This is a genomic window from Megasphaera vaginalis (ex Srinivasan et al. 2021) (genome assembly GCF_000478965.1).
Classification (GTDB): Bacteria; Bacillota; Negativicutes; order Veillonellales; family Megasphaeraceae; genus Megasphaera; species Megasphaera vaginalis.
The window spans coordinates 22,636-46,360 of record NZ_AWXA01000062.1 but is presented as its reverse complement, the minus strand read 5'-3'; the positions used below and the strand labels follow the sequence as shown (position 1 = coordinate 46,360).

19 protein-coding genes and 1 riboswitch are annotated in these 23,725 nt (G+C 51.0%); of the genes, 9 read left to right on the top strand and 10 right to left on the bottom strand.

The genetic code is table 11. The features are described 5' to 3' along the window. Positions 1–3: 3 nt before the first annotated feature. From HMPREF1250_RS10355 to recG, 3 genes are all read right to left on the bottom strand, one after another. On the bottom strand, positions 4–732 hold the full coding sequence (locus tag HMPREF1250_RS10355; RefSeq protein WP_023054607.1) for a WecB/TagA/CpsF family glycosyltransferase: 729 nt from the start codon (positions 730–732) through the stop codon (positions 4–6). A gap of 21 nt (positions 733–753) precedes the next feature. Further along, positions 754–2,211 (bottom strand): IMP dehydrogenase, encoded by a 1,458-nt coding sequence (gene guaB / locus HMPREF1250_RS10350; protein WP_023054597.1) that lies wholly within the window; start codon positions 2,209–2,211, stop codon positions 754–756. A gap of 173 nt (positions 2,212–2,384) precedes the next feature. Then, positions 2,385–4,427, bottom strand: coding sequence for an ATP-dependent DNA helicase RecG (gene recG, locus HMPREF1250_RS10345; RefSeq protein ID WP_036243337.1), 2,043 nt, complete (start codon positions 4,425–4,427; stop codon positions 2,385–2,387). A gap of 403 nt (positions 4,428–4,830) precedes the next feature. Between recG and rpmB the strand changes: the two genes are divergently transcribed. Next, positions 4,831–5,022, top strand: coding sequence for a 50S ribosomal protein L28 (rpmB, locus tag HMPREF1250_RS10340; protein WP_023054654.1), 192 nt, complete (start codon positions 4,831–4,833; stop codon positions 5,020–5,022). A 107-nt stretch (positions 5,023–5,129) separates the two neighbouring features. Here the strand turns inward: rpmB and HMPREF1250_RS10335 are convergent, their stop codons facing one another. The 3 genes from HMPREF1250_RS10335 to ppsA all read right to left on the bottom strand — a co-directional run bounded on the left by HMPREF1250_RS10335 (position 5,130) and on the right by ppsA (position 9,125). After that, complete coding sequence (locus tag HMPREF1250_RS10335; protein ID WP_023054626.1) at positions 5,130–5,954, bottom strand: pyruvate, water dikinase regulatory protein; 825 nt, start codon at positions 5,952–5,954, stop codon at positions 5,130–5,132. 1 nt (position 5,955) lies between these two features. Beyond that, positions 5,956–6,597, bottom strand: coding sequence for a helix-turn-helix transcriptional regulator (locus HMPREF1250_RS10330; protein ID WP_023054684.1), 642 nt, complete (start codon positions 6,595–6,597; stop codon positions 5,956–5,958). A gap of 140 nt (positions 6,598–6,737) precedes the next feature. Beyond that, positions 6,738–9,125 (bottom strand): phosphoenolpyruvate synthase, encoded by a 2,388-nt coding sequence (gene ppsA / locus HMPREF1250_RS10325; protein ID WP_023054636.1) that lies wholly within the window; start codon positions 9,123–9,125, stop codon positions 6,738–6,740. 391 nt (positions 9,126–9,516) lie between these two features. On the opposite strand from ppsA, the gene HMPREF1250_RS10320 reads away from it, so the two are divergent. The 3 genes from HMPREF1250_RS10320 (at position 9,517) to HMPREF1250_RS10310 (ending at position 14,472) form a co-directional block, all read left to right on the top strand. After that, the gene (locus HMPREF1250_RS10320; RefSeq protein ID WP_023054645.1) at positions 9,517–11,592 is read left to right on the top strand and encodes a transglycosylase domain-containing protein; all 2,076 of its coding nucleotides are present in this window, start codon (positions 9,517–9,519) and stop codon (positions 11,590–11,592) included. Between the two features lie 74 nt (positions 11,593–11,666). After that, a complete protein-coding gene (locus HMPREF1250_RS10315; protein ID WP_023054677.1) occupies positions 11,667–12,764 on the top strand; it encodes a metallophosphoesterase in 1,098 nt (365 codons plus the stop codon). Positions 12,765–12,936: 172 nt separating this feature from the next. Further along, complete coding sequence (locus HMPREF1250_RS10310; RefSeq protein ID WP_023054683.1) at positions 12,937–14,472, top strand: pyruvate kinase; 1,536 nt, start codon at positions 12,937–12,939, stop codon at positions 14,470–14,472. 2 nt (positions 14,473–14,474) lie between these two features. On the opposite strand, the gene cytX is transcribed toward HMPREF1250_RS10310, so the two are convergent. Further along, the gene (gene cytX, locus HMPREF1250_RS10305; protein WP_023054692.1) at positions 14,475–15,632 is read right to left on the bottom strand and encodes a putative hydroxymethylpyrimidine transporter CytX; all 1,158 of its coding nucleotides are present in this window, start codon (positions 15,630–15,632) and stop codon (positions 14,475–14,477) included. Positions 15,633–15,679: 47 nt separating this feature from the next. Continuing rightward, positions 15,680–15,782: riboswitch (TPP riboswitch) on the bottom strand. Between the two features lie 446 nt (positions 15,783–16,228). Between cytX and HMPREF1250_RS10300 the strand changes: the two genes are divergently transcribed. Genes HMPREF1250_RS10300 through HMPREF1250_RS10290 form a run of 3 tightly spaced genes read left to right on the top strand, consistent with a single transcriptional unit; the run spans position 16,229 to position 19,300 of the window. Further along, a complete protein-coding gene (locus HMPREF1250_RS10300; RefSeq protein ID WP_023054687.1) occupies positions 16,229–17,368 on the top strand; it encodes an efflux RND transporter periplasmic adaptor subunit in 1,140 nt (379 codons plus the stop codon). A 17-nt stretch (positions 17,369–17,385) separates the two neighbouring features. Next, positions 17,386–18,093 (top strand): ABC transporter ATP-binding protein, encoded by a 708-nt coding sequence (locus HMPREF1250_RS10295; RefSeq protein WP_023054601.1) that lies wholly within the window; start codon positions 17,386–17,388, stop codon positions 18,091–18,093. Continuing rightward, on the top strand, positions 18,083–19,300 hold the full coding sequence (locus HMPREF1250_RS10290; RefSeq protein ID WP_023054619.1) for an ABC transporter permease: 1,218 nt from the start codon (positions 18,083–18,085) through the stop codon (positions 19,298–19,300). Before HMPREF1250_RS10295 ends, HMPREF1250_RS10290 begins: the two co-directional genes overlap by 11 nt. A 71-nt stretch (positions 19,301–19,371) precedes the next feature. On the opposite strand, the gene HMPREF1250_RS10285 is transcribed toward HMPREF1250_RS10290, so the two are convergent. Then, the gene (locus HMPREF1250_RS10285; RefSeq protein WP_231391321.1) at positions 19,372–20,034 is read right to left on the bottom strand and encodes a flavodoxin; all 663 of its coding nucleotides are present in this window, start codon (positions 20,032–20,034) and stop codon (positions 19,372–19,374) included. Continuing rightward, entirely contained in the window at positions 19,967–20,554 is a 588-nt protein-coding gene (locus tag HMPREF1250_RS10280; protein ID WP_023054702.1) for a flavodoxin family protein, read from the bottom strand. Before HMPREF1250_RS10280 ends, HMPREF1250_RS10285 begins: the two co-directional genes overlap by 68 nt. Positions 20,555–20,711: 157 nt before the next feature. Between HMPREF1250_RS10280 and HMPREF1250_RS10275 the strand changes: the two genes are divergently transcribed. Both HMPREF1250_RS10275 and ychF read left to right on the top strand, forming a co-directional pair. After that, a complete protein-coding gene (locus tag HMPREF1250_RS10275) occupies positions 20,712–21,953 on the top strand; it encodes an LL-diaminopimelate aminotransferase (RefSeq protein WP_023054644.1) in 1,242 nt (413 codons plus the stop codon). Between the two features lie 13 nt (positions 21,954–21,966). Next, positions 21,967–23,073, top strand: coding sequence for a redox-regulated ATPase YchF (gene ychF / locus HMPREF1250_RS10270; protein WP_023054608.1), 1,107 nt, complete (start codon positions 21,967–21,969; stop codon positions 23,071–23,073). A gap of 134 nt (positions 23,074–23,207) precedes the next feature. Here the strand turns inward: ychF and HMPREF1250_RS11925 are convergent, their stop codons facing one another. Further along, the gene (locus tag HMPREF1250_RS11925) at positions 23,208–23,705 is read right to left on the bottom strand and encodes a DsrE/DsrF/DrsH-like family protein (RefSeq protein WP_023054676.1); all 498 of its coding nucleotides are present in this window, start codon (positions 23,703–23,705) and stop codon (positions 23,208–23,210) included. Between the last annotated feature and the right edge of the window lie 20 nt (positions 23,706–23,725).

Genomic DNA, 23,725 nt, shown 5'->3' with positions numbered 1-23,725 from the left:
CCTTCAGGACCGCCGCTGCGCTTTGACGGCTGCCACGAAACGCGGCAGTGCCAACATCCGTTTAAAGCGAGTCGGTTCCTTGTACAGCCGGAAAAACCATTCCAGACGGTGCTCTTGCATCCATTTCGGAGCTCTCAGCGCCTTGCCGGCCAACACATCGAGGGAACCGCCGACGCCGATACAGACGCAAGGCCCCAATTCATACAAGTGCTGCGCTATCCATTTCTCCTGTTTCGGCACGCCAAGCGCTACCAGCAGTATCTGCGCGCCTGTATCGCAAATCTCACGGATAATGTCCGTCTCGTTTTCGGGAGAAAAAAATCCCGAATGAACGCCGGCAACGGAGATGGGACCATACATTGCAGCAACCTTTTGAGCCGCCGCCGCCGCAATCCCTTCCGCGCCGCCAAAAAAGTAGACTTTCGTACCGCGTACCGCCGCCTCCTGTAAGAGACGGCACGACAAGTCAAGGCCGGCGACCCGTTCTTTGAACTTTTTCCCCTGCTGCTCTGCCGCCCAAAGAACGCCGGCTCCGTCAGGAACGACCAAATCCGCATGCCGCAAAATATTCGCCAATTCCTCATCTTCCTTCGCCCGCATCAGCATTTCCGCATTTGCCGTGGCAATGGAAGCCGCTTTCCCCTCTTCAATCCACTGAAAGACGAGATCTTTCGCTTCTTCCAGTGTCAGGTTCCATATGGGAACAGACAATATGTCAATTTTACTTTCCACAGTACTCCTCCGACGTAATACTTAGTTCACACTGTAATTGGGCGCTTCTTTCGTAATACTGATGTCATGAGGATGGCTTTCGCGCAAACCTGCACTGGTGATCTGGATAAATTGCGTATTTTCAATCATATCCCTGATAGTCCGACAACCGCAATATCCCATGCTGGCGCGGAGACCGCCAACCATTTGGAAGATCGTATCGGCAGCAGCGCCTTTATACGGTACGCGCCCTTCAATGCCTTCAGGTACCAGTTTTTTCGCATCTTCCTGGAAATAGCGGTCCTTGCTTCCCTTATCCATAGCGCCGAGAGAGCCCATGCCGCGATATACTTTGTAGCTTCTGCCTTGATAAATGATCGTTTCGCCCGGACTTTCTTCCGTACCGGCCAGGAGATTCCCCATCATGACGACGTTACCTCCGGCAGCAATAGCTTTCGCCATATCGCCGGAATATTTAATACCGCCGTCGGCAATAATGGGAATACCGAAACGCTGCGCCGCCTGCGCACATTCGTAAACAGCCGTGATCTGCGGCACACCGATACCGGCAATGATCCGAGTCGTACAGATTGAGCCGGGTCCGATACCGACCTTGACAGCGTCAACGCCGCATTCGATCAACGCTTCCGTAGCAGCGGCAGTAGCCACATTACCGGCAATAACCGGCAAGTTCGGATAGGCCTTCTTAATATCTTTCAGCGTATTCAGTACGCCCAACGAATGGCCGTGAGCCGTATCGATGACGACAACGTCCACCTTAGCGGCAACCAAGGCGTCCAGACGATCGATCATGTCATGCGTTACGCCTACGGCAGCGGCAACGAGCAGACGTCCGTTGTCGTCTTTGGCCGAATTCGGATATTTTGTAGCTTTTTCAATATCTTTGATCGTAATCAGCCCTTGCAGATTGCCTTCTTTATCGATTAACGGCAATTTTTCAATGCGGTGTTGGCGCAAGATTTCCTTAGCCTCGGCAAGCGAGGTGCCCACAGGCGCCGTTACCAGATGTTCCTGCGTCATGATGTCGCCGATACGCCGGCTCATATCTTCTTCAAAACGCATGTCACGATTGGTGATAATCCCGACAAGCTTGCCGTCAACAGTGATCGGCACTCCGGAAATGCGGTATTTTCCCATCAACTCATTGGCATCGGCCAAAAGATTATCGGGGTGCAAAAAAATCGGATCAATAATGATGCCGTGTTCGGAACGCTTTACTTTGTCGACTTCACGAGCCTGCGCCGCAATGGACATATTCTTATGAATGACGCCGATACCGCCTTCACGGGCAACGGCAATCGCCATCGGCGCTTCCGTGACCGTGTCCATACCGGAGCTCATGATCGGAATATTCAGCTTGATATCGCGCGTCAGATTGGTCGTTACATCGACATCTTTCGGCAAAACATCGGACTTCGCCGGCACCAGCAATACATCATCAAAGGTCAGCCCTTGCATACCAAATTTATCAGATCTCATATTTGCACCTCTTGTAAAAAAATATAAGAATGAAGAAAGTATCTCCAACAGATTTAACCCTTATTATAACGGAATTTCTTATTTATGTACACACAGAAAGGTAATTTTATCGACCGACGCCTGCTCCAGTCCGGCGCCTTACACTGCGCGAAAGATAAATCGTTTTAGCTATCTTAATTTTGCAACAATCCCTCAAAGCTTCGTGCAAAACGCACATTCAACTGCCGCAACACAGTGTCTCGCGAAAATCCGCTTTGCCCGATATAGCGTACCGCTTCATCCCGAGCCCGGGTCAGCAAATGAATATCGGCAACGATATCGGCAACTTTCAGATCGGGAAGACCATGCTGCATCAGCCCGAAAAGGTGTCCGGATCCGCGCAGCAGCAGATCTTTTTCAGCCAGGAGAAACCCGTCATGAATCGTTTCCATCCATTGCAGCCGCTGTCTGGTATCGTCATTTCCGCCTTTGGCCAAAAGGATACAATAAGCCTGCATATTGCCGCGTCCGACGCGGCCGCGCAGTTGATGCAGCTGTGCCAGGCCGAAACGCTCGGCGCCATCAATAACCATGACCGTGGCATTGGGCACATTGACGCCTACTTCGATAACGCTCGTCGACACCAAAAGCCGGATCTCACCGGACTGGAACGCCTCCATCACCGCTTCTTTGTCTTTTCCCGCCATTCTGCCGTGAACCAAACCGCAACGGTATGAAGGGAAAACGGTGGTACAAAGTTCTTCGTACAGCGCTGTCGCCGCCTGCAAGTCGCTCTTTTCCGACTCTTCCACCAGCGGACAGACGATATAGCACTGCTGTCCCTGCGCCATCGTCTTCGCCAAAAAACGATAGATGCGTTGTCTCATGCCTTCTCCGACAGCGTACGTCTTGATCTCCTTTCTGCCTGGCGGCAGCTCGTGAATGGAAGAAACATCCAGATCGCCGTATACGGACAGCGTCAACGTCCTCGGAATCGGCGTTGCCGTCATAAAAAGCGCATGGGGAGAACTGCCTTTCTCCTGCAACGCAGCCCGCTGCTGTACGCCGAAACGATGCTGCTCGTCAGTCACGACCAACGCCAGGGAACGGAAGACGACATCGCGCTGAATCAAGGCGTGCGTCCCAATCAGGATATCAATGGAACCGTCGGCCAGGTCTTCCAGTATGACCCGCCGTTCTTTCACGCCTGTCCGGCCCGTCAACAAGGCGATACGAACAGGCAATCCGTCAAAAAAGGCACGAAACGCCTCCGCATGTTGTGCCGCCAAAATTCCCGTAGGCACCATCAAAGCGCCCTGATATCCGTTCTCGACGATTTTCGCCAGAGCCATTGCTGCAACGACAGTTTTACCGGAACCGACGTCGCCTTGAATCAGGCGTTGCATCGGCGTCTCTCCTTCCAAATCGCCGGCGATGTCCAAAAAAGCCCGGATCTGCCCTTTCGTTAACGCAAAGGGCAATCGTTCGATAAACCGTTTCAGCAACCTGCCGTTGGGGCTGCATTTAATGCCTTGCGCCCGCTTGACATACTGGCGCCGCAAAAGCAACCCCAGTTGCATGGCAAAAAGCTCGTCAAAAGCAAGAAGTGTTCTCGCCTCCTGCTGCAGTGCCAGATTATCGGGAAAGTGCATCGCCTTATATACAGATAGTAATCGTGTGGAATCCGCAGCCGCCAACTGCGGCGATAATGCGACAGGCAGCAAAGACCGCTCCGCTCCGGCTGCAGCAAGAGCCTGACAGACGGCATGACGCACATCAGTCTGATAAAGTCCGTCCGTAAGGGCATAGACCGGTACGAATCCGTCGGCTTCAACGTGGCCGGCCTCCGTTTCCGGGTTATTCATTTGCCTGTGGCCGTAAGCCCACTCCATTTTGCCGAACGCCGTCACGGTCATATCTTTTTTAAACTGCTTTCTTTTGAACGGCTGATTGAACCAAACCAGTTCCACGGCGCCGCTGCCGTCGGTCAGAACGACTTTCAGGATCGTCATCCCGCGACGCGGCCTGATCTCTTGAACGGACAACACCGAACCGGACACCAGTACCGGATCTTCCTTCGCCGTATCGGTCTGTCCGATCGGGACAATCGTACTGCGATCTTCGTAAAAACGCGGAAAAAATTGCAGTAAGTCGCCTATAGTATAGATGTTCAGCCGGTTGAAAAGGATTTCCTTTCTGGACCCGATTCCCTTTAGTTGTCGAATGGACTGGCTCATGCTCATGCTCCTTGTTGCTGTATCTCTTTCTTTTTTATTATACCATACTCGTTTTCCGCCGCTTAAAAGCTGACACACACATGCAAAGCTTGAGGTCCAAGGCCCGGCACACCGATTCATGGTCCCTCGGCCAGGCATTCGATAACCATTCACCTGCCGAATCCGTTCGCCAGTGTCTCATTCGGAAAAAGGAAATGAGTTTTTCAGTAGAGCGCCCTGCGCATCCTTTTCTCGAAAACCCTGACAGTCATGAACAGCGCGGGCATCTCCCGAAAATCCGGTTCCATGGCAAAGTCTGCTTGTACGAGCAGAAAAGGATTCCCGAAATAAACCTTGCTTTACCGCTTTTTTTGTGCTATTATTTTTATGTTGTACTGTGGCAGTATGCAAGGAGGTGTATGTCATGGCAAATTATTGTGAAGTGTGCGGCAAAGGTACAGTTACCGGCATGAATGTCAGCCATTCCCATTTGAAAACGAAAAGAACCTGGAAGCCGAATATCCAAAGAGTACGTGCAGTTGTAGACGGCGAAGTGAAACGCATCAACGTTTGCACTCGTTGCCTTCGTTCCGGCAAAGTACAGCGTGATGTTTAATCCCCCATAAAAAGAGATGATTCTCATGAGTCATCTCTTTTTATGGTTTATACCCGTCCTTTCTATGACAACCAAAAGGACCGATCAACTGATCGGTCCTTTTTATATTATTCATCTTCATACAGATCGGCATTGCGTTTGACTATATCCATTATCAGATTCGCCGTTTCCTCAATGGCCTTTGAAGAGACATCGATAACCGGACAATGTAACCTGCGCATAACGCCTCGCGCATACTCCAGTTCCTCATTGATACGTTCGACATTGGCATAGCTGGCGTTCGGCTCCAATCCCATGGCCCGCAGCCGTTCGGAGCGAATAAAATTCAGCTTGAAAGGATCAATAACGAGGCCGACGATTTTCCGGGCCGGGATTTCAAACAATTCCTGCGGCAAGGCTACTTCCGGGACCAACGGCAAGTTGGCGGCTTTGATCCGTTTATGCGCCAAATACATGGAAAGCGGCGTTTTTGACGTACGCGACACGCCAATGATAACGACGTCGGCCTTCAAAAATCCGAGGGGATTCTTACCGTCGTCGAATTTAACGGCAAATTCAATGGCATCGACGCGACGAAAATATTCTTTATCGAGTTGGTGAATCATTCCGGCACGCAACGTCGGTTCCGTTCCGGCAATACTGCCGACACCGGCTAACATCGGCCCGATGATATCAATAACGGGAATATCCAAATTGGCCGTCATATCCTGCAACTTGCGACGCAATGTCGGGGAAATAACGGTATAACAAATCATGGCATGCGCTGTCGCAGCCTTTTTGACCAGTTCTTCGATTTGCTGTTCCGACCGGATATAAGGAACTCGTATGATATTGAATTTCTCCTGGTCATATTGACTGGCCGCCGCTCTGGCAACACGTTCGGCCGTATCGCCGAGCGAATCGGAGCAGGCGTAAATAATCGGTAATGGCAATTTAAGCTCTCCTTCCCATACCGCAGTCCACAAACAGACGGGTAATGTTCGTTTTGGAAATCCGCCCGATGATCTGCAGATCTTTTTTCTTTCCTTCGGTACTGGGCAGCACCCGCACGACAGGCAGACAATCAATTTCATATTCGATCATGCGTTGCGCCGCAAAGAGCGCCTTGTCATCGCCTTCGACATAAATTAATTTGCTTACAGGCGTCATGACCATGCGCACAGGCAAAGATTGCAGATCGTTATTTCCCATTGCCGTTTTCAACAGATCCTTACGGGATACGACGCCGAGCAACATGTTCTCATTGCCGACAAAAACAGTGCCCACATCCTCCGTAAACATGGCGATAATAGCATCATAAGCACTTGTATGCTCGCCGACGATAACGGGCTGTGACAAACAGGTACTGACGCGAATGTCCGTGATAACACGAGAGAGCAGATCTTTTTCTTTATTTCCCGTAAAAAAATACCCCAATTTAGGTCTGGCATCAATCAGCCCCAGCATCGTCAATATTGCCAGATCCGACCGCAGCGCCGCCCTGGTCACGTGGAGCCTGTCGGCAATATGCTGTCCCGTAATCGGGCTGTTTTCTCTGACGATCTGCAATATCGTCTCTTGACGTTCCGATAACATTATTTCCTTGTCACCTCCTGTTTTTCGCAGATTTCCACCAAGCATATTTTATACTATTATAAACAGTATACACAATATACAGGAAAAAGGCGAACCGAAAAGGGAAACCCCTTTCGGCATCGCCTTTTTTCCGCAACAGATTACCACGTATAATCTTCTGTATCGACGCGACCCCTTCCGGTTAAGGAATCCATCAAAATCCGCTGTTCAATCTGCGCGACGCTCTTGCGCGTAGAGATGACGGCATCGGGATTGACCGAAACCGAATCGATGCCGCTCTTGACCAGAAATTCCGTAAAATCAGGATATACGCTGGGAGCCTGCCCGCAGATGGAGACAGTCTTGCCGTCTTTATGAGCGACGGAAATCAAATGTCTGATGGCACGCTTCACAGCGAGATTTCGTTCGTCGAAGAGAGGAGCCACCGTATCATTATCGCGGTCGCAGCCCATGATCAGCATCGTCAAATCATTGGAGCCGATGGAATAGCCGTCAACGAACCGGTTAAACTGATCTGCCAAGATGATATTGGAGGGAATTTCAGCCATGAGCCATACTTTAAAATCCGGCCCGCGATGCAATCCTTCTGCTGCCATGAGCGCGACGATTTTTTCCATTTCATCGACGCGGCGGCAGAAAGGAATCATGACATTGAGATTTTTGAAGCCATATTCTTCACGAACTTTTTTAACGGCTTTCAGTTCCAATTTGAAAGCTTCCGTATATTTCGGGTCGTAGTAGCGGGAAGCGCCGCGCCAGCCCAAAAGCGCGCTGCTTTCCTGCGGCTCATACTTATCCCCGCCCTTAAGATTACGATATTCGCTCGATTTAAAATCGCTGAAGCGAAGCGTTACGGGGCGCGGAGCCAGCGCCTGGCATACCTTGCGCATACCATCGGCCAGCTGATCGACAACGCGTTCGGGATGGCCGATTTCAATCAAATACAACGGATGTTCATGAATGAATGTCGTCCAGATAAACTCTTCACGCATCAAGCCGATACCGTCACACGGCAGCTTCCCGTGTTTTTCAGCCAGATCCGGATTGCCCAGATTCATATATATTTTCGTTCCCGTAACGGGCACCGGTTCGGCTGCGACGACAGTTGCCGCAGCGCCGCTCGCAGCGACCGGTTTGACGATATCCGCCACGATCCCTTCATAGACGATGCCGTTCGTAGCATCTACCGTAATATCCATGCCGTCAGCAATCGTCGTCGTCGCTTCTACACTGCGGCTCTTCGTTCCGACAATACACGGAATCCCCAATTCACGGCTGACAATGGAAGCATGGCAGGTCATCCCGCCGGCATCGGTAACGATGGCTTTTGCTTTTTTCATGGCCGGAACCCAATCCGGCGCCGTCATGGTCGTAACAAGTATTTCTCCGTCTTTAAATTCGCCGATCTGTGCCGGATCCAAAATGACATGCGCTTTGCCGGCTGCGTTGCCGGGGCTGGCGGGGAGTCCCTTCACAATGACGACACGATTCGACGTTACGGCGGAAGCATCCGATGCGCCCTTCTTTTCACTGTTCTTTTTCGACCAGACCGTTTCCGGCCGTGCCTGAAGCAACCATACCTTGCCGTCCCGTTCATCGACGCCCCATTCCATATCCATATAGCAGCCGTAATGGGCTTCAATCGCTTTTGCGTACGATGCCAGTTCCTTAATCTGTTCTTCCGTAATGACCTGTTCTTTCTGCTGTTCCCTCGGCACGACCACTTCTTCGCAATCGCCGCCTTCTTTACGAACCAGCATAACCGGCTTCGTATTGACCATTTTTGATAAAATGGTCAAATCATCTTTCTTCACTTTAAAATTATCCGGCGTAACCGTGCCCTGTACGACATATTCACCAAGGCCCCAGGCTCCTTCAATAGTGATCGTCGAATCATCGCCCGTAACCAAATCGACAGTAAACATAACGCCGGCGGCTTTAGAGAACACCATCATCTGTACGGCCGCGCTGAGGGCAACTTCCAGGTGGTCAAACCCCTTCTTTGTCCGGTAATACGTCGCGCGATCGGTAAAAGTGGAAGCATAGCATTCTTTTACTTTTTGAATGACCATGTCGGCGCCTTTAACATTCAGATACGTATCTTGCTGACCGGCAAAACTGGCATCCGGCAAATCTTCCGCCGTCGCACTGGAACGAACGGCAACATACGGGTCCGCCTGCCCAACCTTTTCCCCCAATTCAATATAGCTCTGGCGAATCGAATCGGCCAAATCACGCGGCATATCCGCATCACAGACGGCTTTCCGGATAGCTGCCGTAACATCGCGGAGTTGTACCGGATCTTCCACATCCGTAAGGCCTGTCAGGAGTTCTTTGATCTTGCCGTTAAGGCCTGTGGCTTCCATAAAATGCCTGTAGCCGGCAGCCGTCGTGGCATAACCGTACGGAACGGGAACCTTCGTTTGCGATGTCAATTCGCCTAACGAGGACGACTTTCCTCCTACCAGATCAACATCTGAACGCCGTAATTCATCAAACCACAGTACAAAAGCCGTATTTCTATCCATCCCCATACCTCCTGATGATAAACTGCATATACTAAATTAAATATATTTGCCATTATAGTACATCATTAATCCTAAGTTGTCAACAAAATATCCCGACTTGTCTCGGTTATATTGTGATATTTATTTTACATATAACATACGCTATTAAACAAATCCCGCTGCAAGCAGTGCCTGCTGTTTTCCTCTCGTACGGACTTGCTCTTCCTTCGTTTTTTATGAGTATGACCTGCCCGGCAGGCACTCATTTTCCTCTCATAATTTTATGACTTTTTATATGTGACGATGCATTTAATTGTGATATAATAAACAATAGTAATTATAATTCATGATACCGCAAAAGGTATAAACAACTAACGGAGAGGCACCAACGCAGCCCCACACAGGAGGATTTATGTATACACCAAGACGCCGGGCAAAACACGTGAAGAAACGCAGTTCAACCCATTTCTTACGCGTCCTCGTAGCGCTATGTATCGTCATTGCTGCCGGTATCGGCTTCGGTTATATTTTCGCAGCCTATCAAAGTCTTCCGGCTGTCGGAAATAATATGAGACCTGCCGTTTCGTCACAAGTATTCGACAACAAAGGACGCCTGATCACTACGCTGCACTCCGATCAGAACCGCTTGCCTATTGATATCAACAAAGTTCCTCAGAATTTGCAGAATGCCTTTATTGCCGCTGAAGATAACCGCTTTTATGACCATATCGGCATTGACCCCATCGGCATCGTTCGTGCCGTCATTACCAATGTGACCAACAGAGGCATCGCCCAGGGCGGCAGCACGATAACGCAGCAGCTGGCAAAAAACGCTTTCCTGTCGCAGGAGCAGACGTTGAAGAGAAAAATACAGGAAGCCATGCTCGCGTTGGAAATCGAACGGAAATACAGCAAAAAAGAAATCCTCGAAATGTATATGAATCAGATTTATTTCGGGCAAGGTGCTTACGGTATCCAAACGGCGGCACAGACGTATTTCGGCAAAGATGTAACGGAATTGAATTTGACGCAATGCGCTATGCTTGCAGGTCTGCCGAAAAGCCCGAATTATTATTCGCCGCTGACAAATCTGAATGAAGGGATCGCCAGAAGGAATGTCGTTCTCAGCCAGATGGTAAAATACGGCTACATCAGCGAAAGCGAAGCAACGAAAGCAAAAGACGCCGATCTGGAACTGGTTAAGAAAAAATCAACAGTTGCCAACAACGAGACTGCTGCTTTCATTGATTACGTATCCCAGGAAATTGCGAAGAAATACGGCGACGACGCTTTGTATAAAGAAGGGTTGAAAATTTACACGACTTTGGACACGGAAAAACAGCACGCCGCCGTAAAAGCCTTGGCAGACCTTCCCGATAATTACGAAGATGCCAACGGCTTGACGCAACCGCAGTGCGCGATTGTATCTCTAGACCCTCATACCGGCTATATTCTCGCCATGGTCGGCGGCCGCAACCAGGACAGCTTCAACCGCGCCACGATGGCCGTTCGCCAACCCGGTTCCGCCTTCAAGCCTTTTGTTTACGCTACGGCGCTGCAACATGACATGAGTCCCTCTACACACATAAATGATGAAGAAATATCATACGGCAATTGGCATCCGCAAAACGCCGACAGGCAATATCGCGGTTCCGTTTCCTTGCGTACGGCATTAACGCTTTCGATTAATACCGTTGCCGTTCAAGTTGCCGATAAAGTCGGCACGGATAATATTATCTCCAACGCCCGCAAGATGGGCATTACCACGCTGGAAAACGGCGACTCCAACCTGGCCATGGCCCTCGGCGGCCTGACGCACGGCGTAACGCCGCTCGAAATAGCCGGCGCTTACGGCACCTTTGCCAACAAAGGCGTATTCATAAAGCCGACGGGAATCGTCAAAATCCTCGACCGCAACGGCAATGTTATTGAAGACAATTCCCTCGAAAGCGAACGGACAAAAACACAAGTCCTTACGGAAAAAGAAGCCTATATGATGACTGATATGCTTTCTGACGTCATGACCTCCGGCACGGGCACAACAGCCGCCATCGGCAGACCTGCCGCCGGCAAGACCGGTACGACGGACGACAATAAAGACGCCTGGTTCGTCGGATATACGCCGAATATCGTTACGGCAGTCTGGATCGGCGATGATACCGGCTCGGAAACGCTGGGTGAAGTGTACGGCGGCACAATACCGGCTCAAATCTGGCATGACTATATGTCTGCCGCTGTCGCCGACGAATCGGTGAAAGACTTCGACGTGCCTGCCGGCATGGCGCCTATCCGGGAAGAACCGGAAGAAGACAACACTGCGACAGAAAAGAGCAAAACCGATAAGAAAGCCGACAAGAAAAACGTAAAAACGGATAAAGGAAAAACCGACAGCGAACAAAGCGACACGACCAAAGACCGCACACGTAATACGGACGACGAATCGGACCAATCGAAAGAATCGCCGTCTCGAAACAATAAACGAGAATAATAACCTACTAAAAAATGCAGCGTCTGTACCGCTGCATTTTTTATATCGTAAGCTGTAAAGGAGACCGTATTACCATGCATAATCGCAGACTCTTCTTTCGTAATATCGCCGTCTTAACGGCAATCGGTTCCGCTGCCGCCTGGCTGATGTACGGCACCGCATTTCCCGGCGTATCCTCCGTTCTGTTCTTATGGCTGTTTCTGGCTTTATCCGCAGCTTTTGCCGTCTCTCACAACGCGATGGACAACCTGCCCGTGCTGCCAATAAAAATTCTCGCTTGGATCGGCGGCTACTGGTTGATTTTCAGTCTCTATTCGTTTCTCCTTTTTCTCCTGTTCACCGTTTCCTTTCTCCTTTCCTTCCTGTCGGGCATGCTTCCGCAATGGCGGGAATGGCTTCCCTCTTTCGGCATCTGCAGCCTTACGGCCATCGTGTGCCTGCTTCTCTACGGCACGTATCTGGCGCTGCAGATCAAAATAAAAAACGTCATCATCCCCTCTGCCGTTATTACAGCGGACATAAAGCTTATCTTCGCGACGGACATTCATCTCGGTCCGCTTCTCAGCAAAAAATATAGCCGCCGCCTCGTACAGCAATTGAACAGCCTGCATGGCGACATCATCATTTTCGGCGGCGACATGATCGACGGAAATCTCGATTTTGTTTTACGTGATAAAAGTTATGCCGCCTTTCGACGCCTGGAAGCGCCTCTCGGAATATACGCCGTCTATGGCAACCACGATTATTTCTTCAGTGATATACAGGAAGAAGCCGACGCTTTTTCCCCGATTCGTTTCCTTCGAAACGAACAACTTTCCGTCAGGGAAGATATTTCGCTGACCGGCATGGATGACTATCTGCACAGCCGCGCCAAGGCCGTCATGGCTGCCGCAAAAACGCCGCTGAATATCCTTATTGATCATGAACCGCTGCGTATCGAAGAAGCATATCGCCGAGGATACGATCTGTATTTGGCCGGCCACACTCACGGCGGCCAATTTTTCCCGGCCACCTGTGTGACAAACCGATTATATACATTGAACTACGGCTGTAGAACATTCGGCCCCATGACGGCCGTCGTTTCCTGCGGCTGCGGCTTTTGGGGCATGCCGTTCCGCCTCGGAACAAGAGCGGAAATCCTCTGTATAACGATAAAGGCGCAGAAAGATTGATGCCAAATCCGTCTCATTTCTTATGCAGTTGTCAGCAGAACGGCTGTCGGGACGTACATATTTTTCCTATTTTTTACATTATTCGATAAAAACACTCTCTATAAGACGGTAAAATTTGCTAAAATAATTAGATAAACCATGTATTTCAGATCGGCGGCAAGGAGGAAAGAACATGACAGAAGACAATGGACGGCAATACTATTTAAACCACTTATATGATCGTTTATATGCGCTGCGTCACGATGTGCTCAGCGACGGTCTGGACCTGTTCAAAACCTGGCGACCGTATATTTACAGAAAAACATTTCTCTACAGTGCTTTAAATTTGGCCTTTTATTTGGCTTTACGCAGCCGTGATCTGCAAGATCTGCAAAGTAATCTCCTTTCCCTTGGCCTCTCCTCACTCGGCAGAAGTGAAGCCAGAACGATCGTCAATCTCGACGCCGTCATGGCCTCTTTAGGGCGTATCTGCGGCAAAAGCGATCAGGAGTTAATCGACTATCCGCCGCAAAAAATGTTTTTTCACGGTGAAAAACTGCTGCGCCATAATACCTCCGCCCTTTTCGGCGGCAGCCAAGGCGAACCGTATACACATATCATGGTAACACTGCCGACAGAAGCCGCCGACGACTATACGCTGATTGACGACCTCATCCGCTCGGGCATGAACACGGCCCGTATCAACTGCGCTCATGATGACAAGGAAATCTGGCAGCGCATGATCGACAACGTCCGCCGCGCCGCCGCGGAAAACCGGCGCCCCTGCAAGATTTACATGGATCTGTCGGGGCCGAAAATACGTATTGACGAAATTCTCATCAAAGGGTTGGACACCAAACTGTTTATTGGCGATACAGTATTTCTCGCCGCCCATTCCATTGACAGCTATCCTGCTGACTATGCAGGCGACATCGTCATTACCTGCAAAATTCCCGAAATCTTTAAAACCTTGAAGATCGGCGATCCCGTCTTAATCGATGAAGGAAAAGTACAAGGCCGCATCAGTGAAATTACGCCGCAGGGGGCATACATACGCCTGACCTATGCTAGGCCGACGGGAAGTAAACTGAAAAATCAAAAGAGTCTGAATTTCCCGGAAACGCCGCTGCCGATTTCTCCGTTGACGGAAAAAGATCTGGACGACCTGGATTTCATCGCCGCCCGCGCCAACCTTGTCGGCTATTCCTTCGTAAAATCGGCCGCCGATGTCCGTCTCCTCCAACAGGAACTGCAAAAACGCCGCGGCGACGACGCGCGCAAGATCGGAATCATTGCCAAAGTGGAAACAAAAGAGTCGGTCCAGCACTTGCCTGAGATTATCGTGCAGGTAGCTTCAAGCCATCCGTTCGGCGTTATGATCGCCCGCGGCGATCTGGCGGTGGAAGTCGGCTACCACCGCCTTTCGGAATTGCAGGAAGAGATTCTCTGGATCTGCGAAGCCGCCCACGTCCCCGTTATTTGGGCCACGCAAGTATTGGAAAATATGGTCAAGACCGGTTTGCCGTCACGGGCGGAAATCACCGACGCGGCCATGGGTGAACGGGCGGAATGCGTCATGCTCAATAAAGGGCCCTACATCGTGGAAGCCGTCACCTCCCTGGGAGACATCCTGCGCCGTATGGAGTCGCATATGTATAAAAAAGCTCCTCGCCTGAAAGCCCTTCACATTGCAATGAATGCGCTTTCTTCGAGAAGCTTTAAAAAATAATTTTATCGCCGCAGCGCCTTGTGGCATGCTGCGCTGACAGCCATAATGATGATGACGACAGGAAATGTTATGCCCAACGGCGTTTCCACGTCAAGGAAAAAACGGTAAAGAAAGAATCCGCCTGCCCAGAGAACGAGATTCAGCCAATTCACAGCCGAAGCCCCGTGATCTTCTTTGAGAAGAAAATAATCGGTCAGCAATATGGCCGTCATCGGAGCAAAGACCGATCCGATGAGGTAAAGAAAATCCTGAAACCGTTCTGCATCAGCCAAAATGGCCAAGACCACGCCGGCAACACAAGCGATCAAGGCCAACCCCTTTTCCGAAAACTGCGGCAGCAATCGCCGGCCGCTGACACCGGCGGAAAAGGCATCCAGAAAAGTCGTCGTAACCGTCGACAGCAAAACGATCAAAATCCCCGCCGCACCTAATCCGGCTTCAACCATGACTGCGGCAATATCCTCCTGTCCGGTGTATAAAGCCGCACCCATACCGATCAGAAACATCCAGCAACTGGCAACAAAATATGCGCCGCAGCTTGCCGCCGTAGCTAGCTGCGGCCGTTTTGCCGTCCGCGTATAATCGGAAATGACCGGCAGCCATGAAAGCGGCATGGCAACAGCCAGCTCGACGGCGCCTCCAAACGTCATATCACCTGCAGACGGCGACACATCGCCATGAAAAACGACACCACTCAAAACGATCGTGAGCAACAATAAAGCGGCCATGACCACCCCGTTGAGTTTTCCCAGGTTCTTCAAACCCAAAAGAATCCACAAAGCGATGAACGCGCCGATGATCACACTCCAAAACGAAGTTCCCGTGCCGGCGATTGTATTCGCGGCAACGGCGGCACTGGCCACCATGACGGCAGTCCAGCCGACAAGCTGAATGACATTGAGTCCGGCAAAAAGAAGCGCCCCCTTTTGCCCGAAGGAAATTTGCACCGTTTCCATCGCACTTTTGCCGGTACGTGCACCGATAAGTCCGGCATAATACATAACGGCGCCGCCGATAACATGTCCAATCAAAATTGCCGCGCTCCCTTCAGCAAACCCTAAAGGAGCCAACAGCATTCCCGTTAATATTTCGGCAATGGAAATACCGGCGCCGAACCATAAGAGCCCATTATTCCAAACTGAAGTCTTTTCTGTTTCCATGACACATGTTCTCCTTCACAAAAAAAGAGCATCACAGAGATGCTCTCACTAAGTATACTTACTGTTCCTACGGCGGCATTATCCGCATCAGGTTCTAGGGTCGAAGTTCGTCTTCCTCTCAGCAGTGATCGCGCTCCCCTTAATCGTCACTCACAGTATAAACCGACTGATATTCATTGTCAAATAGATGTCTATGCTTTAAAAATACATCTTTCATGTACAGTGACCGTACAAAAAAAACAACCTCGTAAGCTTATACGAGGTTGTTTTTCATATTATTTACAGGTCCTGTTACGTCAGGCAAAAAACGCCGCTGCGGCAGCCGTATTCCCCGCGCATGGCAACACCACGAGCAGCACGATGGCGACGTTTTCATCATACCTCTTTTTCATGATTAACGATGGTTTCAATCTTATCCTTCGGCATCGCATCTGTTTCCCGTCATTTTGTTACAGTTTGTTGTAAATATCCGCTCCGACGCCTGTCGAATCTTTCACGCCTGCCCGATTCATGGTATACTGAGTTGCAACTGCGAATTCTTTAAGATTCGCGTTATATCCATACTCAATTACAACATAAAACGATCAGGTGATGACATGACAGTAAACAGTAAAGTGAAAATGGCGATTGCCGCCATTATCATCGCGGCGTGCGCCTTCGGCGGCTATGAATACTACCAGGCAAAAGAAGCGGCAAGCCAGGCTTCGGCAGTGGAGACGGCCGAGGTATCCCGCATGAATTTGAAATCCACCGTTTCCGCCACCGGTACGATCAGCCCCGTAAATTCCGTCGAAGTATCCCCGAAAATCACGGCTCGCATCAGTTCCGTTCTGGTTAAAGAAAACGATACCGTAACCAAAGGCGAAACGGTCGCCACTTTGGACGGCAAGGATTATGAAGCAAAACGCGACCAGGCGCAGTATAAGGTAACTAACACGCAATTAGCATATGAACGGGCCAAATCCCTTTACGAAGCCGGCGCCGGCGCCAAGCAGGATCTGGATAACGCTGCTTATGACTACGATACGGCTGTCAGCAGTTTAACGGCCGCTGAATCGGATGTCGCCGAAACGGTTATTACGGCGCCCATGGACGGCGTTGTCGTCGGCGAACCGAAATCGGCAGGCACGATGGCCGTCCAGGGCAACAGCAGCCCGACAGTCATCATGCGTATTGCCGATACTTCGCAAAAACAGATCCTCGCGAAAATAGATGAAACCGATATCGGCAATATCAAAGTCGGCCAGACGGCAACCTTTACGGTTGATACGTATACAGGCCGCACCTTCACGGCCCGCGTTTCAAAAATATCGAAGACGGACACGAGCAACACCTGGGATACGACATCCAGTTCCTCTTCGTCCTCTTCATCCTCTTCAACGGCCAGCGTCATCTACTATTATGTCACGCTGGACGTCGACGACCCGAACGATGAATTGCGGCTCGGCATGACGGCCCGTGTCGACATCAACACGTCAGAAAAAGAAAATGCGCTGGCCATCCCCATTGCCGCCTTAAAAACCAACAATGACGGTTCCTACGTATTGCGCGTCAATGCTGCCGGACAAACAGAGCAAGTCCCCGTCAAGACGGGCATATACAGTGATGAATACGTCGAAATTACCAGCGGTTTGGAAGATGGCGATAAGGTTTCCATTTCGTACACGGCTTCCAAATCATCATCATCTTCTTCGTCTTCATCAAAGAGCAGCAGGCAAGGGCCTCCGCCAATGTAGGTAAGGAGCGGACTTATATGGATCAAGCAATGATAAAGCTTACAAATATACGGAAAATATATCACATCGGCAGCGAAGACTTTGCCGCGTTGGCCGGCATTTCGTTGGAAATCAAAGAAGGCGAATTCGCCGCGCTGATGGGACCGTCCGGCTCCGGCAAGTCGACATTGATGAACATCCTCGGCTGTCTCGACAGACCGACGGAGGGTTCGTATGTACTGGGCGGTCAGGAAGTCGCTCATCTGACTGATGATAAATTGGCCGAAACAAGAAACAAACGAATCGGCTTCGTTTTTCAAAATTTTAACCTCTTAGGCCGCATATCTGCCCTTGAAAATGTTGCGCTTCCCCTGGTGTATGCCGGTGTCGGTCATAAAGAACGAACGCAGCGGGCCAAAGCCAAGCTGGAAGCCGTCGGTCTCGGTACTTGGGCCGATCACAAGCCGAATGAATTATCCGGCGGACAGCGGCAGCGCGTCGCCATTGCCAGAGCGCTGGTCAACAACCCGCATATTATCATGGCCGACGAACCGACGGGTAATCTCGACACCAAATCGACGCGGGATATTATGGGCCTTTTCGAAGAGCTCCACAAAGATAAAAAGACGGTCATCCTGGTTACGCACGAACCGGAAATAGCAGCTTGCGCCAGCCGTCAGCTGTTGCTTGCCGACGGTCTGATCACGAAAGATGCCGGAAAAGGGGTGGTCATGGATGTTGTTTAGTGAAAGCATACGCATTGCCATTTCCGCCCTGCTCTCGAACAAACTTCGCTCCATTCTCACCATGTTGGGTATCATTATCGGCGTCGGCGCCGTTATCGTCATGATTTCCATCGGCATGGGCGTCAAGCAGAATGTAACCAACTCCATTGCCAGCTTAGGCAGCAATATGCTGATCATCATCCCCGGCGCCACAAATTCCGGCGGCGTCCGCACGGCCGCCGGGTCCGGCGAAAAACTCAAACTGGATGACGCCGATGCCATTAAGAAAAAAATCAAGGACATCGACTACGTCTCTCCGACAGTCAATAAATCCTACCAAATCGTCTACGGCAATGAAAACTGGAATACGACGGTCTACGGCGTCACGCCGGAATACCTCAATATTCGTTCACTTTCCGTCACCTCCGGTTCCTTCGTCAGTCAAGCCGACCTGGATTCGCGCAACCGCGTCGCCGTCATCGGCCCGACCGTCGCCGGCAATCTTTTCGACAGCGTCAATCCCGTCGGCCGTTCGATCCGCATCAACAATCAACCGTACCGCGTTATCGGCGTCCTGGAATCGAAAGGCCAGTCGTCAATGGGGCAGGATCAGGACGACGTCGTCATCGTTCCCTTGACGACGGCGCAAGAACGACTGCTCGGTATTACCTACGTTAAGACCATTAATGTGCAGGTTTCCAGCGCCGATAAAATCGAAAGTGTCCAGAGCCAGATCGAAACGTTGCTGCGTCAGCGTCACCACATTATCGGCACCAAGGAAGATGATTTCACCGTTCGCAACCTGACGAGCCTCATGGAGACCATGACCAGCACGACGACGATGCTGACGCTCTTCTTAGGCAGCATTGCCGCCATATCGCTGCTCGTCGGCGGCATCGGCATTATGAATATCATGATGGTTTCCGTTACGGAACGAACTCGTGAAATCGGTATCCGCAAAGCGCTGGGCGCCACCTTCCGCACGATCATGCTGCAATTTCTGATCGAATCCGTCGTCATCGGCGTCATCGGCGGTCTGCTCGGCGTCGCCATGGGCGTCGGTCTCGCCGAAGCGATCCGCATGAGCGGCAAATTTACGCCCGTCGTCACAGCCGCTCCGATCATCGTCTCCTTCTGTTTTTCCGTCGGTATCGGCCTCTTCTTCGGCATTTACCCCGCCCGGAAAGCAGCCCGGCTCGATCCGATCGAAGCGCTCCGCTACGAATAACAACGGAAATAAAAAAAACGTTCTTTCCAACACTCCCGAAAAAGGGGGATCGGAAAGAACGTTTTTTTCATTTATTCCCGGTATAGCCAGTGCCGGATATCACTCTCGGCGTCACCGACAGTCGTACCGAAAAGAGCCAGCCCCTCTTCCAGTCGGCACGACGGGCAAAGGGCCAAGATGTCTTGAAGGCTCGTACCGAAGCCGCTGCCTTCATGCGTGCAAAACGGTTTGATCGTCATGCCGGAGAAATCATGACTTTCCAAAAAGGCGGCGACAGCCATCGGAATCGTGCCGCACCAATTGGGATACCCGAGAAAGAGAAGATCGTAATCCGCCACATCAAGGTCGTTATGGCGCAGCGCCGGACGGGCCTGCGTCTTTTTCTCCTCTTTGGCCGCCGCTACCGTTTCCCTGTACTCATAGGGATATTCCGCTTCCGTTTCGATGCGAAATGCCGTACCGCCGGTCAACTGTACAATGATTTCCGCAGCCCGTTCCGTATTACCGCGCTGCAGATCGACAATCTTACCGCTCATATAATTCATGCCCCGATGAGAGAAATAGGCAACCAGACATTTTTTCGCCGTATATTCGTTCATAATATCTACCTTTCTGCAATGATAATTCGTGTGATCCTTGGCATCCAAAAGACGCCGGACGATTACCTCAGCCAAGTGAACAGGCTTGCACCATGTCCCGCGCAAATTGCCGCGCGTGGTCCGCTTTTTTTTCATCCATAAACACCGTGTTGTAGCCTAAATGGCGCTCTGCAAACAAGCCGACATAGGTGAGCTTGGAATGGTTGCAGTAACGGCGCATCCCTGCAACGAACAGGTCGGCTCCATGTTCCGGCTTATACCCGCACGTCGTAAAAACGGCCAGACGTTTTCCGGCCCACAGCGACGGCCCCACTTCCTCGCCATAATACTTGTTCAGTCCATAGACCAAACGGTCAAGCATTGCCTTCATCGGCGCCGTACAGTACCATGAGTAAATCGGTGTCGCCAAGACGATCAGGTCGCTGTCCATAACCTGGACGGCAATATCCTGCATATCGTCGGCAATCACGCAGTTAAACCCGGACCAGTCCTTTTGACAGCCGCGACAGGCGATACAAGGAGAAATAGTTTTATCGTAAAGCCAGGTCACCGTATATGCGGCGCCGCTGCGAGACAATTCTTCACAAAAAGGCGTAAGACATTGTGCCGTATTCCCCTTTTTCCGCGGGCTCCCCATGAAAATTGCTGCTTTCATCTGCGCGTCCTCCTCTATAAACAGCTTTTCGAATGATTATTATTTTATTTTATCATAACCAGGGACGAAAGGGAAAACTTTGCAATACGGTCCCCTTGTAGTACAATAAAAGTTGTTACTTACACAAAACGGTATGTGAATTTAAGGAGGGCATTGCATGGCTCATGTAAATGAACATTATCTAAAACTCCCCGGCAATTATCTCTTTGCTACAATTGCCAAAAAAGTGGACGCCTTTTCCAAGGCACATCCCGACGCTTCCATCATTCGCCTCGGTATCGGCGATGTCACGCGCCCTCTGGCGCCGGCAATCATTGAAGCGATGCATAAAGCTGTCGACGAAATGGGCCAAGCGGAAACGTTCCGCGGTTATGGTCCCGAGCAGGGTTACGATTTTCTCCGTCAGGCCATCATCAAGGGAGATTACGAAAAACGCGGCGTTACGCTCGATCCCGATGAAGTGTTTGTCGGCGACGGCGCCAAAACGGACGTTGCCTGTATTCAGGAAATTTTCGGCAATGATATGCGGTTCGCCGTAGCGGACCCCGTCTATCCCGTTTATCTCGATTCCAATGTCATGCTCGGCCACACGGGCGCTTTTGACGCCGACAAAGGCATTTACAACGGCGTCGTCTATTTGCCCTGCACGCCGGAAAACGGCTTTAAAGCCCAGCCGCCTGCCGAAAAAGTTGATATCATTTATCTCTGCAATCCCAGCAATCCGACGGGAACGGCAATGTCGAGAAAAGAACTGGAAACCTGGATTGCCTATGCCAAAGAAAATAAAGTCGTTCTGATTTACGATTCCGCTTACGAAACCTATATAACGGAAAAGGATGTGCCCCACAGCATTTATGAAGTGGCCGGCGCGAAAGAAGTCGCCATCGAACTCCGCTCCTATTCCAAGTGTGCCGGTTTTACGGGCACGCGCTGTTCCTATGTCGTCGTTCCGAAAGCCTGCATGGCTTATCGGACAGACGGTACGCCTGTCGAACTGAACCCCATGTGGAACCGCCGTCAATGCACCTTTTTCAACGGCACGCCGTACATCATCCAACGCGCCGCGGAAGCTTATTATTCCGAAGCCGGCCAACGGCAATGCCTCTCCGATGTCGACTATTACATGAACAACGCGCACATTATTCGTGACGGCTTACAGGCTGCCGGCTATACCGTCTATGGCGCCACGAATTCGCCTTACGCCTGGGTTCAGACCCCAAACGGCATGAAGAGCTGGGATTTCTTTGATTTGCTGCTCGAAAAAGCGCATGTCGTCACAACGCCGGGATCCGGATTCGGCCCCCATGGCGAAGGGTATCTCCGCCTGACGGCTTTCGGCACGAAAGAAAATACGGAAGAAGCGATACGCCGCATTGCAGCATTGCATTTATTAGCATAAAGGTGGTTGAACAGTGAGCACCAATCTTGAAGTAGGCATTGTCGGCTTGCCGAATGTCGGCAAGAGTACCCTTTTCAATGCCATCACCAAGGCCGGAGCAGAAGCGGCCAATTATCCGTTCTGCACAATTGAACCGAATGTCGGCGTCGTAGAAGTTCCGGATAAACGGATTCAGATTCTGACCGACATGTATGCGCCGAAAAAAACGATTCCCGCCGTCATGCGTTTTGTCGACATTGCCGGGCTCGTCGCCGGCGCGTCAAAAGGAGAAGGCCTGGGTAATAAATTTTTGAGCCATATCCGTGAAACCGACGCCATTGCCGAAGTCGTCCGCTGCTTTGAAGATTCCAATATTACCCATGTGGACGGCTCCATCGATCCGCTCCGCGATATAGAAACAATCAATACGGAGCTCTGTCTCGCCGACCTGGAAACTACGCAAAAACGGGCCGACAGGATCACCAAGATCGCCCAATGCGGCGATAAGAACGCCAAAGCGGAGCTGGCCGTCGTGCAAAAAGTCCTGACGGCACTGGAAAACGGAGAACCTGCCCGCAAAGCGGCCTTGACCAAAGACGAACTGCCGTTGATCAAGGAACTCAATCTGCTGACATTAAAGCCGGTCCTCTACATCGCCAATGTCGCCGAAGAGGAAGTGGCAACGGCCGCTGAAAATCCGTTTGTCCAAAAGGTAGTCGCCTTCGCCAAAGCGGAAGGAGCTCAAGTCGTTGCCGTTTCCGCTAAAATCGAATCGGAAATTGCCGAACTGCCTGCCGACGAAGCGGCCATGTTCTTGGAAGAACTGGGGCTGCCCGAAGCGGGACTGGACAAATTGATCAAAGCAGCCTACGCGCTCCTCGGGCTGATCAATTTCTTTACCGCCGGCGCCGATGAAGTCCGCGCCTGGACCATCACCGACGGTACGAAAGCGCAGAAAGCGGCAGGCAAGATTCACACTGATATTGAACGCGGGTTTATCCGCGCCGAAATCGTCTCCTACGAAGATCTCATTGCCTACGGCAGCGAACAGGCCGCCAAAGAGAAAGGCCTTGTCCGTCTCGAAGGAAAGGACTACGTCATGCAAGATGGCGATGTCACGTATTTCCGTTTCAACGTCTGATCAAAAAAAGGACTGTCAATGACAGTCCTTTTTATATCTTTCAGACCCTATCCGCCAAGGCGGCGAAAAGCCGTTATCTCTATTTCCCGACAGTCTGTGCGAGCCCTCAGGCACGCCGACGCAATCGGAGACATTTAAATAAACAACGTCATGTTCCCCTCTTCCGAGGCGCCCAAGAAGGTCCCGACGCCGACCGTTTCCACCCCGTCGAGCAGTTCCTCCCGCCGCAGTCCCATCGCGTCCATCGACATCTGACAAGCCAGAATACGGACCCCCTGTGCCTGCGCACCGGCAATGAGCTCTTCCAATGACGTAATGTTTTTATCGGCCATGATCTTGCGCATCAGTTTGGTGCCGATTCCCAACATATTCATGTTCGACAGTTTCAGGTTGCGACTGCCGCGCGGCATCATCCATTCAAACATCGTTTCCAGCAATTTTTTTCTGATTCCCGTCCGTTGAGGCTTGCGGATCGCATTAAGCCCCCAAAAGGTAAAGAACATGGTTACCTTTTTGCCCATCGCCAACGCTCCGTTGGCAATGACGAAAGCGGCCATCACCTTGTCGAAATCACCGCTGAAAACGATAATCGTCTTATCGTCTTTCACTCCGGGCAGTGCAGCAGCCGTCATCGGACTCACGTCCTGCACTG

Excerpts from the sequence above, each read along its gene's own strand:
- guaB (WP_023054597.1), bottom strand. The coding sequence starts at position 2,211 with ATGAGATCTGATAAATTTGGTATGCAAGGGCTGACCTTTGATGATGTA.
- recG (WP_036243337.1), bottom strand. The coding sequence starts at position 4,427 with ATGAGCCAGTCCATTCGACAACTAAAGGGAATCGGGTCCAGAAAGGAA.
- rpmB (WP_023054654.1), top strand. The coding sequence starts at position 4,831 with ATGGCAAATTATTGTGAAGTGTGCGGCAAAGGTACAGTTACCGGCATG.
- HMPREF1250_RS10330 (WP_023054684.1), bottom strand. The coding sequence starts at position 6,597 with ATGTTATCGGAACGTCAAGAGACGATATTGCAGATCGTCAGAGAAAAC.
- ppsA (WP_023054636.1), bottom strand. The coding sequence starts at position 9,125 with ATGGATAGAAATACGGCTTTTGTACTGTGGTTTGATGAATTACGGCGT.
- HMPREF1250_RS10320 (WP_023054645.1), top strand. The coding sequence starts at position 9,517 with ATGTATACACCAAGACGCCGGGCAAAACACGTGAAGAAACGCAGTTCA.
- HMPREF1250_RS10315 (WP_023054677.1), top strand. The coding sequence starts at position 11,667 with ATGCATAATCGCAGACTCTTCTTTCGTAATATCGCCGTCTTAACGGCA.
- HMPREF1250_RS10310 (WP_023054683.1), top strand. The coding sequence starts at position 12,937 with ATGACAGAAGACAATGGACGGCAATACTATTTAAACCACTTATATGAT.
- cytX (WP_023054692.1), bottom strand. The coding sequence starts at position 15,632 with ATGGAAACAGAAAAGACTTCAGTTTGGAATAATGGGCTCTTATGGTTC.
- HMPREF1250_RS10300 (WP_023054687.1), top strand. The coding sequence starts at position 16,229 with ATGACAGTAAACAGTAAAGTGAAAATGGCGATTGCCGCCATTATCATC.
- HMPREF1250_RS10295 (WP_023054601.1), top strand. The coding sequence starts at position 17,386 with ATGGATCAAGCAATGATAAAGCTTACAAATATACGGAAAATATATCAC.
- HMPREF1250_RS10290 (WP_023054619.1), top strand. The coding sequence starts at position 18,083 with ATGTTGTTTAGTGAAAGCATACGCATTGCCATTTCCGCCCTGCTCTCG.
- HMPREF1250_RS10285 (WP_231391321.1), bottom strand. The coding sequence starts at position 20,034 with ATGAAAAAAAAGCGGACCACGCGCGGCAATTTGCGCGGGACATGGTGC.
- HMPREF1250_RS10280 (WP_023054702.1), bottom strand. The coding sequence starts at position 20,554 with ATGAAAGCAGCAATTTTCATGGGGAGCCCGCGGAAAAAGGGGAATACG.
- HMPREF1250_RS10275 (WP_023054644.1), top strand. The coding sequence starts at position 20,712 with ATGGCTCATGTAAATGAACATTATCTAAAACTCCCCGGCAATTATCTC.
- HMPREF1250_RS11925 (WP_023054676.1), bottom strand. The coding sequence starts at position 23,705 with ATGACGGCTGCTGCACTGCCCGGAGTGAAAGACGATAAGACGATTATC.